This is a genomic window from Bacillus sp. CPT56D-587-MTF, from assembly GCF_058792335.1.
The window spans coordinates 4,097,597-4,115,609 of the sequence record NZ_JBYTEF010000001.1 but is presented as its reverse complement, the minus strand read 5'-3'; the positions used below and the strand labels follow the sequence as shown (position 1 = coordinate 4,115,609).

General features: G+C 36.9%; 15 protein-coding genes, 1 pseudogene and 1 other annotated feature. Of the genes and pseudogenes, 13 read left to right on the top strand and 3 right to left on the bottom strand.

Annotated elements, in window-relative coordinates; translation table 11 throughout:
* Window positions 1-5: 5 nt before the first annotated feature.
* Window positions 6-422, bottom strand: coding sequence for an organic hydroperoxide resistance protein (locus AC3WVZ_RS21210; RefSeq protein WP_000359781.1), 417 nt, complete (start codon window positions 420-422; stop codon window positions 6-8).
* 2 nt (window positions 423-424) lie between these two features.
* Complete coding sequence (locus AC3WVZ_RS21205) at window positions 425-874, bottom strand: MarR family winged helix-turn-helix transcriptional regulator (protein WP_233935365.1); 450 nt, start codon at window positions 872-874, stop codon at window positions 425-427.
* A gap of 416 nt (window positions 875-1,290) precedes the next feature.
* Between AC3WVZ_RS21205 and hemA the strand changes: the two genes are divergently transcribed.
* The 13 genes and pseudogenes from hemA to AC3WVZ_RS21140 all read left to right on the top strand — a co-directional run.
* Entirely contained in the window at window positions 1,291-2,625 is a 1,335-nt protein-coding gene (gene hemA, locus AC3WVZ_RS21200; RefSeq protein ID WP_233935363.1) for a glutamyl-tRNA reductase, read from the top strand.
* Window positions 2,626-2,642: 17 nt separating this feature from the next.
* Window positions 2,643-3,476 carry a cytochrome c biogenesis protein gene (locus AC3WVZ_RS21195; RefSeq protein ID WP_000007721.1) on the top strand — a complete coding sequence of 278 codons (834 nt, stop codon included), beginning with the start codon at window positions 2,643-2,645 and terminating at the stop codon, window positions 3,474-3,476.
* 15 nt (window positions 3,477-3,491) lie between these two features.
* Window positions 3,492-4,421: a hydroxymethylbilane synthase gene (hemC, locus tag AC3WVZ_RS21190; protein ID WP_001226407.1), complete on the top strand. Its 930-nt coding sequence runs from the start codon at window positions 3,492-3,494 to the stop codon at window positions 4,419-4,421.
* 2 nt (window positions 4,422-4,423) lie between these two features.
* Window positions 4,424-5,176 carry a uroporphyrinogen-III synthase gene (gene hemD, locus AC3WVZ_RS21185; protein WP_233935362.1) on the top strand — a complete coding sequence of 251 codons (753 nt, stop codon included), beginning with the start codon at window positions 4,424-4,426 and terminating at the stop codon, window positions 5,174-5,176.
* 20 nt (window positions 5,177-5,196) lie between these two features.
* Window positions 5,197-6,186, top strand: a complete 990-nt coding sequence (gene hemB, locus AC3WVZ_RS21180) for a porphobilinogen synthase (RefSeq protein ID WP_233935360.1) — start codon at window positions 5,197-5,199, stop codon at window positions 6,184-6,186.
* Window positions 6,186-7,472, top strand: coding sequence for a glutamate-1-semialdehyde 2,1-aminomutase (gene hemL, locus AC3WVZ_RS21175; protein WP_000712942.1), 1,287 nt, complete (start codon window positions 6,186-6,188; stop codon window positions 7,470-7,472). The genes hemB and hemL overlap by 1 nt, the downstream gene beginning before the upstream one ends.
* 80 nt (window positions 7,473-7,552) lie before the next feature.
* The gene (gene spoVID, locus AC3WVZ_RS21170) at window positions 7,553-8,563 is read left to right on the top strand and encodes a stage VI sporulation protein D (protein WP_233935359.1); all 1,011 of its coding nucleotides are present in this window, start codon (window positions 7,553-7,555) and stop codon (window positions 8,561-8,563) included.
* Between the two features lie 66 nt (window positions 8,564-8,629).
* The gene (gene ysxE, locus AC3WVZ_RS21165; protein ID WP_000350658.1) at window positions 8,630-9,655 is read left to right on the top strand and encodes a spore coat protein YsxE; all 1,026 of its coding nucleotides are present in this window, start codon (window positions 8,630-8,632) and stop codon (window positions 9,653-9,655) included.
* A 250-nt stretch (window positions 9,656-9,905) separates the two neighbouring features.
* Window positions 9,906-10,137: a binding site (T-box leader), on the top strand.
* Window positions 10,138-10,174: 37 nt separating this feature from the next.
* Window positions 10,175-12,820 (top strand): valine--tRNA ligase, encoded by a 2,646-nt coding sequence (locus AC3WVZ_RS21160; protein ID WP_000072244.1) that lies wholly within the window; start codon window positions 10,175-10,177, stop codon window positions 12,818-12,820.
* 93 nt (window positions 12,821-12,913) lie between these two features.
* Window positions 12,914-14,215 carry a bifunctional folylpolyglutamate synthase/dihydrofolate synthase gene (locus tag AC3WVZ_RS21155; protein WP_065211814.1) on the top strand — a complete coding sequence of 434 codons (1,302 nt, stop codon included), beginning with the start codon at window positions 12,914-12,916 and terminating at the stop codon, window positions 14,213-14,215.
* A 165-nt stretch (window positions 14,216-14,380) separates the two neighbouring features.
* Window positions 14,381-15,331, top strand: a complete 951-nt coding sequence (locus AC3WVZ_RS21150; protein ID WP_000361009.1) for a stage II sporulation protein B — start codon at window positions 14,381-14,383, stop codon at window positions 15,329-15,331.
* 232 nt (window positions 15,332-15,563) lie between these two features.
* Window positions 15,564-16,139 (top strand): Maf family protein, encoded by a 576-nt coding sequence (locus AC3WVZ_RS21145; RefSeq protein WP_001226290.1) that lies wholly within the window; start codon window positions 15,564-15,566, stop codon window positions 16,137-16,139.
* A 46-nt stretch (window positions 16,140-16,185) separates the two neighbouring features.
* Window positions 16,186-16,572, top strand: a pseudogene (locus AC3WVZ_RS21140) (UPF0758 domain-containing protein); the annotation flags it as partial.
* A 15-nt stretch (window positions 16,573-16,587) separates the two neighbouring features.
* Here AC3WVZ_RS21140 and AC3WVZ_RS21135 read toward each other — a convergent pair.
* Window positions 16,588-17,985, bottom strand: a complete 1,398-nt coding sequence (locus tag AC3WVZ_RS21135) for a recombinase family protein (RefSeq protein ID WP_233935357.1) — start codon at window positions 17,983-17,985, stop codon at window positions 16,588-16,590.
* Between the last annotated feature and the right edge of the window lie 28 nt (window positions 17,986-18,013).

Genomic DNA, 18,013 nt, shown 5'->3' with positions numbered 1-18,013 from the left:
ATTTTTTAGCGTACGTTTAATGTAACTTCAATATTTCCTCGTGTTGCTTTCGAGTAAGGACATACACCGTGAGCCGCTTCTACAAGTTCTTGTGCTTCGCTATGTGAAACGCCAGCCACATGTACATCAAGTACAGCAGATAGGCCGAAACCACCATCTGTATCTTTTCCGATAGAAACGTGAGCAGTTACTTCTGTACTTTCTACTTTCACACGTTTTGTACGAATGACAAGTTGTAATGCACTATCGAAACAAGCTGCATAACCAGCTGCAAATAGTTGTTCTGGATTTGTTGCTTCTCCGCCTGCACCACCTAGTGCTTTCGGCATTTTTACATCAAGATTTAATATGCCATCATCTGAAACTACTTTCCCATTTCTTCCACCTGTTGCTGTTACTGAAGCAGTATATAATTTATCCATATTTATTCCCCTCCATCATTAATTGTTTTCATTGTGTCAATCAGTTTATTTAGTTGAATTAATAAAGAGCGATATTCTTGCTCTGTAATTCCTAAGTTTGTAGCCATCGTTGTCGGTAATGAACAAGCCTTTTCCTTTAAATCTTTGCCCTGTTCTGTTAATTCAATACAAACTTTTCGCTCGTCTTCTTTGGAACGAACACGTTTTACAAGTTTTAATGATTCCATACGTTTTAACATAGGTGTTAACGTACCAGAATCTAAAAATAGACGTTCTCCAATTTCTTTTACTGTTAGTCCATCTTGCTCCCATAGTACGAGTAAAGTAATGTACTGGGGATACGTAATACCCATTTCTTCTAAATAAGGTCGATAAAAACGAGTAACCTCTCTAGAGCAGGCGTAAATAGAAAAACAAAGTTGGTTATCTAGATGCAAAGAGTCTTCTGTCATAAATAACTCCCTTCTAATTAAGTTGTTCACAATTTAATTTTGTAAAACTAATATAACGAAAAAGAAGTGCAATGTCAAATACATTTTATTGAGAAAGTCTTTGTTACATTTTGGAACAATCATACATATTTTCCTTCATGATGAAAGAAGATAGGGAAGATGATGTTATAATTTATATGGAATAGTTTCCATCACTTGATTATGAGGGCTTTTTTTGGTAACGTACAAATAGAGTTATTAATTTATAATCATTATAAAGTAGAAATTTTTTTATTAGTGTTACTGAATCTCCTTTATTACATACGGAGAATAATTAAAAAATAATCGGTTGTTCACACGATTGTCAGATTCATAAGAGGAAAGTTGTATTATGATAGTAGATAAAGTGATAAAACGGGTGAAGGGGGACATGCTGCGTGCATATTCTTGTTGTTAGTGTAAATTATCGAACAGCCCCTGTAGAATTTCGTGAGAAACTCACATTTCAGGCAGTAGAACTAGAGCGAGCGATGACTACATTACAAAATCAAAAGAGCGTGTTAGAGAATGTCATTGTGTCAACTTGTAATCGCACTGAGATTTATGCTGTTGTCGATCAATTACACACGGGACGGTATTATATTAAGAAATTTTTAGCTGATTGGTTTCAGCTTGAAATAGAAGAAGTCGCGCCATATTTAACTATTTTTGAACAAGATGGCGCAATAGATCATTTATTCCGCGTAACGTGCGGTTTAGATTCAATGGTAGTCGGAGAAACGCAGATTTTAGGTCAAATAAAAGATAGCTTTTTAGAAGCGCAACAAGTTAAAGCAACAGGCACAATTTTTAATGAATTGTTTAAGCAAGTCATTACATTAGCAAAACGTGCCCACTCAGAAACAACAATCGGGGAAAGTGCAATGTCTGTTAGTTATGCTGCTGTTGAGCTTGGAAAGAAAATATTTGGCGAGTTAACAGATTGTCATGTGCTTATTCTTGGTGCTGGTAAAATGGGCGAACTTGCACTACAAAACTTATATGGAAGTGGTGCTCGTAAAGTAACAGTTATGAATAGGACGCTTTCGAAAGCAGAAGTAATGGCTGAGAAATATATGGGACATGCAAAATCGTTAAGCGAATTACAATGTGCATTATTAGAAGCAGATATTTTAATTAGTTCAACTGGTGCATCTGAGTATGTCATTACGAAAGAGATGATGACAAAGGTGGAGAAAATGCGCTCTGGTCGTCCATTATTTATGGTTGACATTGCAGTGCCGCGTGATATTGATCCAGCGATTGATGAGCTAGAAGGTTCTTTCTTGTATGATATTGATGATTTACAAGGAGTAGTGGAGGCAAACCGTGCTGAGCGTTTGAAAGAGGCAGAGAAAATTCAATTTATGATTGAAGAGGAAATTGTTCTATTTAAAACGTGGTTAAGTACACTTGGTGTTGTTCCATTAATATCAGCTCTTCGTGATAAGGCACTTGCAATCCAAAGTGAAACGATGGTAAGCCTAGAGCGAAAAATACCAAACCTTAGTGATCGTGAGAAAAAAGTTATTAGTAAGCATACGAAAAGTATTATTAATCAATTATTAAAAGACCCAATTTTAGTAGCGAAAGAAATAGCTGCTGAAGAGGGAGCGAGCGAAAAATTAGCGTTATTTGCAAAGATTTTTGATTTAGAAACGGAAGAAGTAGAGAGTCGTGCGGAAGAAGTAGAACATAAAAGAGTGTGGACACCATCCGTTCCATCTTTATAATTTGGAAGGATGATCGGATGAGTTTTTTTAATAACAGTATTATTTATCATATTGCAATTATTTTATATGCTTGTAGCATTAGTTTATATTTTATAGATTATTTCCAAAGTAACCGAAAGGCGAACCGATTTGCTTTTTGGTTACTTGCGATTGTATGGGTCCTGCAGTCTATTTTTATGTTGCTTAGAGCTACAGATTCAGAAACGAATCCTATTTTAACTTTATTATCAGGGATTTATTTTTATGTTTGGTTATTGATTACGATGTCGTTAGTTATTAATCGATTTATGAGAATTGACTTTTTAGTCTTTTTTACAAATGTTGTAGCATTTGGCGTAAGCGCTTTTTCTATTTTTACACCGCTCGGAAAGATGTCGCCAGTACTTGCGGAACAATTAGTTTCAGAACTTGTATACGTGCATGTCGGTATGGCAATTATTTCTTACGCAACGTTTACTGTATCGTTCATTTTTTCTATTATGTATTTATTGCAATATCGCCTATTAAAAAAGAAAAAATGGAATGCGAGATTAAGAAGGTTAGGGAATTTACCGAAGCTAGAATCTATGTCTTACGGATTAAATTTATTTTCTGTTCCATTTTTCTTACTAGCAATTTTATTAGGATGTATATGGGGATATACAAAATTGGATAATTTCCATTGGTATGATACGAAAGTAATCGGATCTTTTGTCGTTCTATTTGTGTATTGCACAGGTTTATATTTACGAGCGGCAGATGTGTTGCAAGGTAAGAAAATTGTACAGTGGAATATCGGATCGTTTCTCGTAATGCTAGTAAACATTTTTCTATTAAGCAGTTTGTCCAATTTCCACTTTTGGTATTTATAATGAGGAGAGAGAATTATGCGCAAAATTATTGTAGGATCACGAAAGAGTAAACTAGCATTAACGCAAACAAACTGGTTTATTGATCAGTTAAAAGCCCTAGGTCTACCATATGAATTTGAAGTGAAAGAAATTGTCACAAAAGGTGATGTTATTTTAGATGTTACTCTTTCAAAAGTAGGCGGAAAAGGCTTGTTTGTGAAAGAGATTGAACATGCGCTACTTACGAAAGAAATCGATATGGCTGTACATAGTATGAAAGATATGCCGGCCGTACTTCCAGAAGGTTTAATGATTGGCTGTACACCAAAGCGTGTTGACCCTCGTGATGCTTTTATCTCAAAAAATGGAGCATCGTTTAAAGAGTTAGCGGAAGGTGCTATTTTAGGTACGAGTAGTTTAAGACGTAGTGCACAGCTACTCGCTGCGAGACCAGATTTACAAGTGAAGTGGATTCGCGGGAATATCGATACACGTTTACGTAAATTAAAAGAAGAAGATTACGATGCGATTATTTTAGCGACAGCTGGATTACAAAGAATGGGCTGGGATAATGATGTTATTACAGAACATTTAGATGATACGTTATGTGTACCTGCTGTAGGACAAGGTGCATTAGCGATTGAGTGTCGTGAGGATGATAAGGATTTATTGCAGTTGTTAGCGCATATTAATGATACGATAACAGAAAGAACAGTGGCAGCGGAGCGAGTATTTCTTCATAAACTTGAAGGTGGATGCCAAGTTCCAATTGCTGGATATGCAACCCTTACAGAAAACGATGCAATCGAATTAACAGCTCTTGTCGGCTCTATGGATGGCTCTGTTTTATTAAAAGAGACAGTAGTGGGTACTAACCCTGAGGAAGTAGGGTTAGAGGCCGCGGACCGTTTAATTAAACAAGGCGCCAAAGAACTCATTCTTGCTGCAAATAAGGAGCAACAATAAATATGAACGCTCTCGCTGGAAAAACGGTATTGATTACACGTGCCCAGCATCAAGCGAAACAAATGAGTGTAGCAGTGAAAGAAAAGAGCGGAATTCCAGTGGAAATTCCGCTTTTGCGTATGGAAGGTATGTCTCATAGGCAAATTCAACATATTGAAGAGCAGCTACATTCATACGACTGGGTTATTTTTACGAGCAGAAATGGTGTAGCTTTTTTTCTAGATAGTCTAAAAAAGAAACTACCGTTAACCATTAGAATCGCTGCGGTAGGTGTGAAAACAAAATTAGAGTTAGAAAAAAGGGGCTATCAAGTTCATTTTGTTCCGACTTCATTTGTTGCAGAAGCATTTGCAGAAGAGTTTCTAAAAGAATTAAGTGGAAACGAACGTATTTTATTTCCGAAAGGGAATTTAGCAAGAGAGGTAATTCCGGTTGCACTTCGGGAAATTGGTGTTTCTCTAGATGAGCTAATCGTATACGGTACGAAAGTGAATATAGAAAAAAAGCAAGAACTTATAGCAGCATTGAAGTTAGGGAAAGTAGACATTATTACATTTACGAGCCCTTCAACTGTTACTAGTTTTGTTCGTTTACTTGAGGGTACAAACTGGAGAGAATGGACAAAAAAATGTACAATTGCTTGTATAGGACCTATTACGGAAAAAGAGGCAAGTCTTTATTTTCCGTCTGTTATTGTGCCGAAAGAGTACACTGTAGAAGCATTACTACAATATGTTTGTGAATCTATAAAATGAAAGAATGGGGATAGAAATCTATGAACTCTTTACAATTTAATCGTCATCGTCGTTTAAGACAAAGCGGGGGCATGCGTGCACTTGTGCGTGAAACGTTTTTACATACGGAAGATTTTATTTACCCTATTTTTGTATTAGAAGGTGAAAATGTTCGTAATGAAGTTCCTTCTATGCCGGGCGTATATCAAATGTCTTTAGATTTATTGCAAGCTGAAATGCAAGAAGTTGTTGATTTAGGTATTCGTTCTGTTATTGTATTTGGTTTACCTGCTGAAAAGGATGAAGTTGGATCATCAGCATATTGTGATCATGGAATTGTACAACGTGCTATTCAGCAAATTAAAGGTGATTTCCCTGAGCTAGTAGTAGTTGCAGATACATGTTTATGTCAATTTACAAGCCATGGTCATTGCGGTGTAATTGAAGATGGGATTATTTTAAATGACGAGTCTCTTGCAGTTCTTGCGAAAACAGCTGTAAGTCAAGCGAAAGCAGGAGCGGATATTATTGCGCCATCAAACATGATGGACGGCTTCGTAACAGCAATTCGTCATGCATTAGACGAAAATGGTTTTGGACACGTGCCAGTTATGTCGTACGCTGTGAAATATTCATCAGCATTTTATGGACCATTCCGTGATGCTGCGCACGGTGCACCGCAATTTGGTGACCGTAAAACATATCAAATGGATCCGTCAAACCGTATGGAAGCATTCCGTGAAGCAGAATCAGATGTAATGGAAGGTGCAGATTTCTTAATCGTAAAACCAGCTCTTTCTTACTTAGATATCGTTCGTGATGTGAAAAATAACTTTAATTTACCAGTTGTCGCTTATAATGTAAGTGGTGAATATTCGATGATTAAAGCGGCAGCGGAAAATGGTTGGATTAATGAAAAAGAAGTTGTTCTTGAAAAATTAATTAGTATGAAACGTGCAGGGGCAGATTTAATTATTACGTATCATGCAAAAGATGCAGCAAGATGGTTACAAGAAGGAGGCGCTAAATAATGAAAAAGTTTGATAAGTCAATTGCAGCGTTTGAAGAGGCGCAAGACTTAATGCCTGGTGGCGTAAATAGCCCGGTTCGTGCCTTTAAGTCTGTTGGGATGAATCCGTTGTTTATGGAGCGTGGAAAAGGCTCTAAAGTATATGATATCGATGGGAATGAATACATCGACTACGTATTATCATGGGGTCCTTTAATTCATGGTCATGCAAATGATCGTGTTGTAGAAGCGTTAAAATCTGTTGCTGAAAGAGGTACAAGCTTCGGTGCACCAACAGAAATTGAAAATAAATTAGCAAAACTTGTTATTGAGCGCGTGCCATCAATTGAGATTGTGCGTATGGTTAACTCTGGAACGGAAGCAACAATGAGTGCACTACGTTTAGCTCGTGGTTATACAGGTCGTAATAAAATCTTGAAATTTATTGGTTGTTACCACGGTCATGGTGATTCGTTATTAATTAAAGCTGGTTCTGGTGTGGCGACTTTAGGTTTACCAGATAGTCCTGGTGTACCAGAAGGTGTAGCGAAAAATACGATTACAGTAGCTTATAACGATTTAGAAAGCGTAAAATACGCGTTTGAACAATTCGGTGATGATATTGCTTGTGTAATTGTAGAACCAGTAGCAGGAAATATGGGGGTTGTTCCTCCGCAGCCTGGATTTTTAGAAGGTCTTCGTGAAGTAACAGAACAAAACGGTGCATTGCTTATTTTTGATGAAGTAATGACAGGGTTCCGAGTAGCTTATAATTGTGGCCAAGGTTATTATGGCGTAACGCCTGATTTAACATGCCTAGGTAAAGTAATCGGTGGTGGTTTACCGGTAGGAGCATACGGTGGTAAAGCGGAAATTATGCGCCAAGTTGCGCCAAGCGGACCGATTTACCAAGCTGGTACTTTATCAGGTAATCCACTTGCAATGGCGGCAGGTTATGAAACGTTAGTACAGTTAACGCCAGAATCATATGTAGAATTTGAGCGTAAAGCTGAAATGTTAGAAGCTGGATTACGTAAAGCAGCTGAAAAACATGGCATTCCGCATCATATTAACCGTGCAGGCTCTATGATTGGTATTTTCTTTACAGATGAACCCGTTATTAATTACGATGCAGCAAAATCTTCAAACTTAGAATTCTTTGCGGCTTACTATCGTGAAATGGTAGAACAAGGTGTATTCTTACCACCATCTCAATTCGAAGGTTTATTCTTATCGACAGCACATAGTGATGCAGATATTGAAGCGACGATTGCAGCAGCTGAAATTGCAATGTCAAAATTAAAATAATGTATTAGAGAAAAATCGCTCTCGATAAGGGGGGCGATTTTTTTTATTCATAAAGTAAGCTTCCCACACATAAATCTGTAATGACATATAGTTTGGGAGGGGGAAAAGAAGTGGCTACAGATCATTCGTTACGATTTTCATTAAAAGAATCTGTTTGGTTCCAAAAGGGACAGGAAGTCGAAGAACTTTTGTCAATTTCGTTAGATCCAGACGTTGAGATAGAAGAGCTTGATCATGAAGTAATCGTGAGAGGGCAATTAGATTTAACGGGAGAGTATGTTGCACGAAAAGATGATTCGGCGTATTCATTAAGAGAACTATCGCCAGCAAAGTCAATTGATTATGTAGAAACAAGGGAAGATGGGGTTAATGAACTTGTTCATTCCTTTCCGCTTGAAATATCAATTCCGAGAAATCGAGTGAAAGTAATTGAAGAGCTATATGTATCAATTGAGGAATTTGATTATGAATTAAAGGAAAATGGTTGCTTACAATTATTAGCGGATATATCTATTAGCGGTTTGTGTGATGAAGAGAGAAACGAGGATGAAGCTGAAGAGGAAGAAACGGTGTATGCCGAGTTAGAAGAAGATTCAGCGCAAGAGGACGAAAATAGACCGGCGCCGCATGTAGAAGAACCAGCATATAAGGAATCAGATGAGTGGGAAGATTACGCATTTGAACCGTTCCAATTAGAGGAAAGAAAAGAGCAGGAATTAGAAGAAGAGAAGATAGAGGAACATGAATTTGTGGAGCGTGAAGAGGGGCAAGAAACAACGCCGCAATTTGAACTGTTCGGACGAAAAGATTTCAAGAAAGAAAAAGCGAAAAAGCAGGAAGAACAAGAAGAAGAGTACTCACAGCGAGATGAAAATGCGCTTTATTTAACAAAATTATTTACGAAAGAACCGGAAGAAGAATTTACAAAGTTAAGAATGTATTTCGTGCAAGAAGGGGATACAATTGAATCTATTGCAGACCGTTATGAAACGTCTGTACAAAATTTATACCGTGTCAATCAAACAGAAGATATATTTTTAAATACGGGGCAAATTATTTATATTCCCGTTTCAAGGGTAAAGGCGAAATAAGGAAGTGAGTGTTTTCACTCACTTCCTTTCTTAGAGGCTATGTTTTGAATAGAAAGGGTTATTCGTATGGATATTGAGTTGCGAAATCACTATGAACCTATCGTGAGGCAATATAGATTAGATACGCAGCATATGGAAGAGCACGGAAATGTAATGAAAATTTATACGAATCAAGGTCCATATGCACTCAAGAAAATAGAAGGCAGAAAGTTAGAGCGGAATAACTTTCTGCATCATATTCAATATTTGAAGGAGAAAGGTTTTTCAAATTATGTACCTATATATCATGCGACGGATGGAAGTTATATTTTAAGTGACGGGACGTATAATTATTATTTAATGCCTTGGTTAGAACGTGCAGAAGGAAACGGTGAGGACAATGATCAATACCATAAAATGTTTCAGACACTTGGAACGTTGCATCAAAAAACTGTGAAGGAAGAAACGTATACGGAAGAAGATTTAGAAAAACATTATACAAGTATATCCGATCGTTGGGAAAATGATGGTGAGATGTTAGAAGAGTTTCTCGTAGAATCTGAATCAAAATGGTATATGTCCCCGTTTGAATTGCAATATTGTACGTACTATCATCATGTAATGAGAGCGCGTGAATTTGCAACGAAGCAATTAAATGAGTGGAACGATGCGATGAAAGAAAAGGAGAAAACGCGTATTACTTTTGTGCATGGTAATGTGTCACTGAATCATTTTTTATTTGACTATGAACGGAATGGCTATTTTATTAGTTTAGAAAAATCGAAGTTTGCAACGCCTGTGCAAGATATAGTAGGTTTTTATTCACGGTCTTTAAACACATATCCAATCGCAAGAAGTGATCGGTTTGAATGGTTTCAAATGTATCAAAAAAATTTCCCTTTTACGAAAGAAGAGCAACTACTTATGTTTGCGTATATGACGTATCCATCGCAATTTATTCGGCAAATCCAGTCTTATAAGAAAAGAAGAGATAATCGTAACGAGGAAAATGAACTGCGCGGAGTAAAGAGTTTGCAACAATCGCATTGGCTCGTTAGCAATATAGAATATTTCCTGTCACAATTACAAGCTGCCCAGCAAGGGAACGGATAAAGTAAACATTCCCCGCTGATGATTAGCCTTCACTAATTGGGCGTTTACGGGCACCAGGGCTCCCATCTAACTTCTTTGCTTCAGCTGAGTTTTGAGGTGGAGGTCTTACTGCCCACAAATAGCGGGGTAAAGAAGAGAAGTAGAGGATTCTACTTATCTTCTTTTTGGCACCAAAAGCTGTAGTTTTAAATTTATCTTGACGAATAAGGTTTCGTTTTTTACACTATTGTATATAATAATTAACAATCATATAAATGCCTTGAAGGGGAAGAGTATAACATGAAACGTCTTCAGAGAGGAGAATCATTAGCTGGGAGATTCTCTAGATAGTTATGTTAGAAGGTAGCCCTGGAGCATCTTTTCTGAACGGAATAGTTCTTATTAGGAAAAGACGGATTTGTCCGTTATCAAATTAAGAGTATAAGCAAATTATGAATTTGTTTGTAAATAAAGGTGGTACCGCGATGTCCCTCGTCCTTTTTGGATGAGGGACATTTTTTATTTTAAGGAGGGAAAATAATGTCAAACACGGAAAAGAATTTACCAACTAAATATGATCATATGTCCGTTGAAGAAGGCCTTTATCAATGGTGGCTTGAAGGCAAATATTTTGAAGCAACAGGAGACGAGAAGAAACAACCGTATACAATTGTAATTCCACCTCCAAACGTAACTGGTAAGTTACACTTAGGTCATGCTTGGGATACAACTCTTCAAGATATTTTAACTCGTACGAAGCGTATGCAAGGATACGATGTACTATGGCTTCCAGGAATGGACCATGCTGGTATCGCAACACAAGCGAAAGTAGAAGGAAAACTTCGTGAAGAAGGTATTTCACGTTACGATCTTGGCCGTGAAAAATTCCTTGAAAAAGCTTGGGAGTGGAAAGAAGAGTACGCTTCTCACATTCGTCAACAATGGGGGAAAGTTGGTTTAGGACTAGACTATTCTCGTGAACGCTTCACATTAGACAAAGGTTTATCAGATGCGGTTAATAAAGTATTCGTTCAATTATACGAAAAAGGCTTAATTTACCGTGGTGAATATATCATCAACTGGGATCCAGCAACACGTACAGCTCTTTCTGATATTGAAGTAATTCATAAAGAAGTTCAAGGTGCATTCTACCATATGAACTATCCGTTAACAGATGGTTCTGGTCACATTCGTCTTGCTACTACTCGTCCAGAAACGATGCTTGGTGATACAGCAGTAGCAGTTCATCCGGAAGACGATCGTTACAAACATTTAATCGGAAAAACAGTTACACTTCCAATCGTAGGCCGTGAGATTCCGATTATTGCTGATGAGTACGTAGAAAAAGATTTCGGAACGGGCGTTGTAAAAATTACGCCAGCTCATGACCCGAATGACTTTGAAGTAGGTAACCGTCATGACTTACCACGCATCTTAGTAATGAACGAAGATGGATCGATGAACGAAAAAGCTGGTAAGTATAACGGTATGGATCGTTTCGAATGCCGTAAAGAATTAGTAAAAGACTTACAAGAAGCTGGCGTATTAGTAGAAATCGAGCCACATATGCATTCAGTAGGTCATAGTGAGCGTAGCGGTGCGGTTGTTGAGCCTTATTTATCAACACAGTGGTTCGTAAAAATGGCTCCACTTGCTGAAAAAGCAGTAGCGCTTCAACAAAAAGAAGAAGAAAAAGTAACGTTCGTACCAGAGCGTTTTGAAAACACATATTTACGTTGGATGGAAAATATTCATGACTGGTGTATTTCTCGTCAATTATGGTGGGGACACCGTATTCCAGCTTGGTACCATAAAGAAACTGGTGAAGTATACGTAGGTACAGAAGCACCAGCAGATATTGAAAACTGGAATCAAGATAACGATGTACTTGATACATGGTTCAGTTCAGCATTATGGCCATTCTCCACACTTGGTTGGCCAAATGAAGATTCAGCAGACTTCAAACGTTACTATTCAACAGATGCACTAGTAACGGGTTATGATATCATCTTCTTCTGGGTATCTCGTATGATTTTCCAAGGTTTAGAGTTTACAGGCGAGCGTCCATTTAAAGATGTATTAATTCACGGTTTAGTTCGTGACGAGCAAGGTCGTAAAATGAGTAAATCTCTTGGTAACGGTATTGATCCAATGGATGTTATCGAGAAGTACGGTGCAGATGCAATGCGTTTCTTCTTATCAACAGGAAGTGCACCAGGTCAAGATTTACGTTTCAGCATGGAAAAAGTAGAATCTACTTGGAACTTCATTAATAAAATTTGGAACGCATCACGTTTCGTATTAATGAACATGGATGATATGAAGTATGAAGAAATCGATTTAACTGGTGAAAAATCAGTTGCGGATAAGTGGATCTTAACTCGCTTAAACGAAACAATCGAAAGCGTAACACGTAACATGGATAAATATGAGTTCGGTGAAGCTGGTCGTTCATTATACAACTTCATTTGGGACGATTTCTGTGATTGGTATATTGAAATGGCGAAACTTCCACTATACGGTGAAGATGAAGCAGCTAAGAAAACAACTCGTTCTATTTTAGCTTACGTATTAGATCAAACAATGCGTCTATTACACCCATTCATGCCATTCGTAACAGAGAAAATTTGGCAACATTTACCGCATGAAGGCGAGTCTATTACAGTAGCTGCGTGGCCAACAGTTCGCGAAGATTTACAAGATACGGAGGCTGCGGCAGAAATGCACCTTCTAGTTGATATCATTCGCTCTGTTCGTAACATCCGTGCAGAAGTAAATACGCCAATGAGCAAAAAAGTTCAAATGCAAATTAAAGCAAAAGATGAGGCTGTACTTGCTCAACTTACGAAAAACAGCTCTTACATTGAGCGTTTCTGTAACCCAAGCGAATTAACAATTCAAACGGACTTACAAGCGCCAGAAAAAGCAATGACTGCAATCGTATCAGGTGCAGAGTTATTCTTACCGTTAGCTGATCTTATCAATCTTGATGAAGAGAGAGCTCGTCTTGAGAAAGAACTTGAGAAGTTCGATAAAGAAGTAGAACGTGTACAGAAGAAACTTTCTAACCAAGGTTTCGTAGCGAAAGCTCCTGCAGCGGTTATTGAAGGAGAGCGTGCGAAAGAGCAAGATTACCTAGAAAAACGCGAAGCAGTTCGTCAACGTCTAGCAGATCTTGAAAAGTAAAAATATTTTTAGAGACTCACTATATTGGTGAGTCTCTTTTCTTTGCGTATAATAGAACTATGAAAGTTGTCTTTTGAAAGGGGAAAAGCATACGTGATACATACATACGAAGAAGCGATAGGGTGGATTCATAGCCGATTGAAATTTGGTATTAAACCAGGATTAGAAAGAATGAATTGGATGCTAGAAGAGCTCGGAAATCCAGAGCGTCATATAAAATGTGTTCATCTTGCTGGTACAAATGGAAAAGGTTCAACGTTAACATATATGCGTTACATGTTAGAAGGCGCGAAATATAAGGTAGGAACGTTTACCTCTCCTTACATCGAATCATTTAATGAACGCATTAGTGTGAATGGAACACCAATTGCAGACGAAGAGATTACTGAACTTGTAAAGCTGGTAAAACTAGTCGTGGAAAAACTAGATGAAACGGATTTAGGGGAAGCGACAGAGTTTGAAATTATTACTGTTATGGCGATTTGCTATTTCGGCAAATTCAATTTCTGTGATGTTGTTTTATTTGAAACAGGGCTTGGTGGACGTTTTGATTCTACCAATGTTATACACCCTGTTCTCACGATTATTACGAATATCGGTCACGATCATATGCATATTTTAGGAAATACACTAGGAGAAATTGCATATGAAAAGGCGGGGATTATTAAGTCTGGCGTGCCGGTAATTACTGGTGTACAAGATGAAGAAGCTTTGCAAGTCATTCAAAATGTTGCAAAGGAAAATCATGCAAACTTATACGAGATGGGCAACCATTTTACAGCATTACATAAACAGTCTAGTGAAGATGGAGAACAGTTCGATTTCACTTGTCCTTTCGCCTCTTTTGAAGATGTGCGAATCACAATGAAAGGCAGCCACCAAGTAGGAAACGCAGCACTTGCGCTTATGGCAGTCATGTATGTAAAAACATACTTATCATTTTTAATTGAGGAAGAAGAAATAAGAACTGGATTACAGGAAGCGTATTGGGTGGGGCGCTTTGAAAAACTGCAAAGTAATCCAGATATTATTATAGATGGTGCTCATAATCCAGAAGGTATCGAAAGCCTTGTGAAAACAGTAGAAGCGCATTACAAAGATAAAAATGTAATAGTGTTATTTACTGCCCTTGGTGATAAACAATTACATAACATGGTAGGCCAATTAGAAACCATTGCAGATGAAATTATTTTTACAACATTCGCCTTTGATCGTGCTATTTCTGCTGATAAGCTTGCATCATATTCACAGAAAGAATCAAAATTAGTTTTTGAAAATTGGAAAGAGGCAATTGATACAAAAGTTGAAATGATAGCAGAAAATGATGTTTTTATCATAACAGGTTCTCTTTATTTCATTTCTGAAGTACGAAAATATATTTGCGAGAAAAACTAGATAGTCTTTGCTATCTAGTTTTTTTGTTCTACAAATGAAGTCAAATGCATACATATAAGATAAATATATAGGGTTATTTGGCGAATTCCTCTGACAAATATCTCGTTTTTTTATGAAATGAATATGATATGATGCGGACAACGATAAGAGGTGAGGTGTGAGTGTATGGACAAGCAATCACGAACGATCTCAGTGAAAGTGAATGGAACAGAAGCGAAGTATGAGGAAAAAAAGAAAGATGAATTTGAATGGATGGTAGTAGAAAGTGAACGACCGAAAAATGTTGTTCCGTTTCAAAAAGCGAAATCAATGTCTGTGGAAAAATACCGAAAGAAGTGGAGTAATACATTAATTGTAATCGTTGCAACTGCAATCATTATCGGTACGGCGTTTGGAATGGGGATGCTTCATTTACTTACTGGACAAGGAACGACAGGAGGAAGTGAAGTGACAGCTTCAAGGCCGACTGGAAATGGAGAATCAAAGGTGGGTGGAACGGCAGAACAAACACCAGCACCGAAAGAAGAAAAACAAAAAGCACAAGCAGGAACTTCATTGGATCCAATGAAATTATTTTTTGTTCAAGGGGGGCTTTATTCTTCTGAAGAAAAGGGACAGGCAGCTCTTGAAGAATGGAAAGGCAATGGGGGCATTGGTGCTTTGAGACCGAGCGGTGATAAGTATGCAATAGTTGTTGGTATTGCTAGCGATGAACAGTCTATAAATCAATTAATGACTAAGTATAAAAATGATGGTGTCTCCGTTTTAAAAAAGAACTGGGATATAACAGATAAAGCATTGCTGAAAGATGATAAAGAAGTAGGAACATTTTTAACAAAAGTGCAGCCATTATACACTCATTTAGCAAAATATGCTTCTAGCGTACAAGTTGGTGGAAAAAGCAGCGCAAAAGATATAGAAGTAATTGAAAAAGAATGGAAAAAGGTTGAAAAAGAAGGGAAAAGTATGAAACAAGAAGAAGCAAAGAAACTGTATATGTATACGTCGGTAGCTGTACAAACAGTAAAAGATGGGAAGATGGATAAGGAATCTTTGGCGAAATTAAATCAAGTTATTATTGATGGTTTACTCTCGTATGAAAAAATTGTTTCGTAGAAAGTGAAATGATAGGATAATAAAATGAGTAAGAAAGAAGTACATGTACTTCTTTCTTTTCTTTTGAATTTAGAGCAAAGTGCTTTCTCTATGACAGGAATATAATCGTATGCAATAAAGAAGTGTTATTTTAGTTAGAGAAATTAATATTTCTTTCATTTGTGGGCAAACTATTCCTTTGATACGATTAATATAAATTGTTCTGCTTCATGTGAGAAAGGAAGGAGAAAATATGAGAAAAATAATTTTAGCTTCAGGGTCACCTCGGAGGAAGGAATTGCTTGAGTTAGCTAGTGTGCCATTTGAAATCGTTGTAAGTGAAGTAGAGGAAACAATTGGTGCATATTCATCGCCTTCTGATATTGTAATGTCGCTTGCCTTGCAAAAAGCATCAGCGGTGGCAGAAAATAATAGTGATCACATTGTGTTAGGTGCAGATACAATTGTTACATATGAGTCGCGTATTCTTGGTAAGCCTTCTAATGAGGATGAGGCGAAAGAGATGTTGCAATTACTATCAGGGAAAACACATGAAGTGTATACAGGTGTTGCAATTATAGCAAAAGAAAAAACGGTTACTTTTTATGAGCGTACAGAAGTTACATTTTGGGAGTTAACAGAAGAGGAAATTGATACATACGTCGCGTCGAAAGAACCTTTTGATAAAGCCGGTAGTTATGGGATTCAAGGTAAAGGATCTATTTTCGTTCAAAATATTCAAGGGGACTACTATAGTGTAGTTGGCTTACCAATTGCACGTCTCGTTCGGGAATTAAAACAATTTGATATTGATGTAACCCATGCGTAAAATTGCATGGGGTTTTCTTTGAGAGAACAAATAAAGGGGTGGAGAGATGAACGGTATTCGTGATGTTGTAAGAGAAGAACAGCCACGGGAGCGTTTATTGTTAGAAGGTGCTGGAAGTTTATCAAATCGAGAGCTTCTCGCAGTGTTACTCAGAACAGGTTCTAAAGAAGAAACAGTTTTAAAGTTGTCAGATAAAATTTTACATCAATTTGATGGCTTACGTATGTTGAAAGATGCAACATTAGAAGAGCTAATTAGTATACATGGTATTGGGATTTCAAAGGCATCGCAACTTATGGCAGCCTTTGAACTAGGCAGAAGAATGGTACGTTTAGAATATCAAAATAGATATAGTATTCGAAGTCCAGAAGATTGTGCGAAATACATGATGGAAGAAATGCGTTTTTTACAACAAGAGCATTTTGTTTGTGTAAATGTAACATAAACACTAATAAAATTCTATATCTAATACTTCTGTAACTCCGTCTTTTTTATCAATTTTGATATTCTCTATAAACATACTCATAAATTGTTTCTTTTCATCAGGAGATAGATGAAACCAATTCTTTTTGATATTATTCACTTTTTCTTTTATCACATCTACATCTATCTCTTGATGGTTATTCACCTCTAAAGTTTGTAACTTTTTTTTAGCAGAATTCAATATTATTTTTGTTTCATTCATCCGTTCTGTAAATTCATCGTCTGTCATTAAGTCGTTTGACCAAGCCTTTTGGTATTTTTCTCTTTGTTTTTCCACTTTTTTAACTTGTTTTTTTAGTATTTCTAATTCGTTATTTTCATTATTTATTTTAGGTACTTGTTCAAATTGTAAATTTGAAATGTAATTCATTAATGCAGATTCTACCTTTCTTTCACTAGTAGCAAAAGGTTTAGTTGTATGTTTATTCAGTGCGCACGACTGGCATCGATATTGATTACACTCCACATGTTGCTCATCTTTTTTTCTGTAATATCTGGATCGTTCACTACTTAAACGATTCCCACAATTAGGGCATATTAATTTCATTTGATATATAAAAATTGAATGTGTTTGTCTCTTTTTAATGTTTTGTCTGCTAGATAATATTTTTTGTAATTGTATAAACCGCTCCTTAGTAAGGATTCCTTCATGTGCACCTTCAATTATTTCGTTAGACCACTTTATAGCCCCGTACATGGCGTTATTAGAAAGAATATCTAATATGGTACGTATATGCCATTTGTAGCCCCTTATAGGCTTAACATAGCTGTCTAGATAGATGGCGAGCTGTCTGATAGAGTAACCTTCTTCGATTTTTCTTACCATATCTAAAACCACTTTACTCTCAATCTCATTTATTACAAGTTTGTTATGTTTATTTTTATTGAATCCAAAAGGAGCTTTTGCTGAATATTCTCCTTGTCTAGCTTTTTCTAATTGCCCCATTCGTACACGTTCACCTAAATTTTCTCGTTCCCATTGAGCAAGTGCAGCAACAATTGTAATGAACATTCGTCCCATTGCTGTAGAAGTATCATACACCTCTGTTGCAGATTTAAAAGCACAGTTATATTTATCAAATGTATCAAGTAACTTGTACAAATCCATAACAGAACGAGTTAAACGATCTAAACGATAAACAAGAACAGTAGTGATTAAGCCTTGCTGAATATGATTTAATAAAATACTTAATTGTGGTCGATTGGTATCCTTTGCTGATACACCTTCATCCACATAAAACTTAAAATTATCCCAGTCTTGTGCTACACAATATGCTTTTAATTTCTCGCGTTGAGCTGAGATAGAAAAACCATCTCGTGCTTGTTCCTCTGTACTTACTCTTATATAAATCCCAACAGTCACTATTATCTCTCCTTTTAAAAAATAGGAC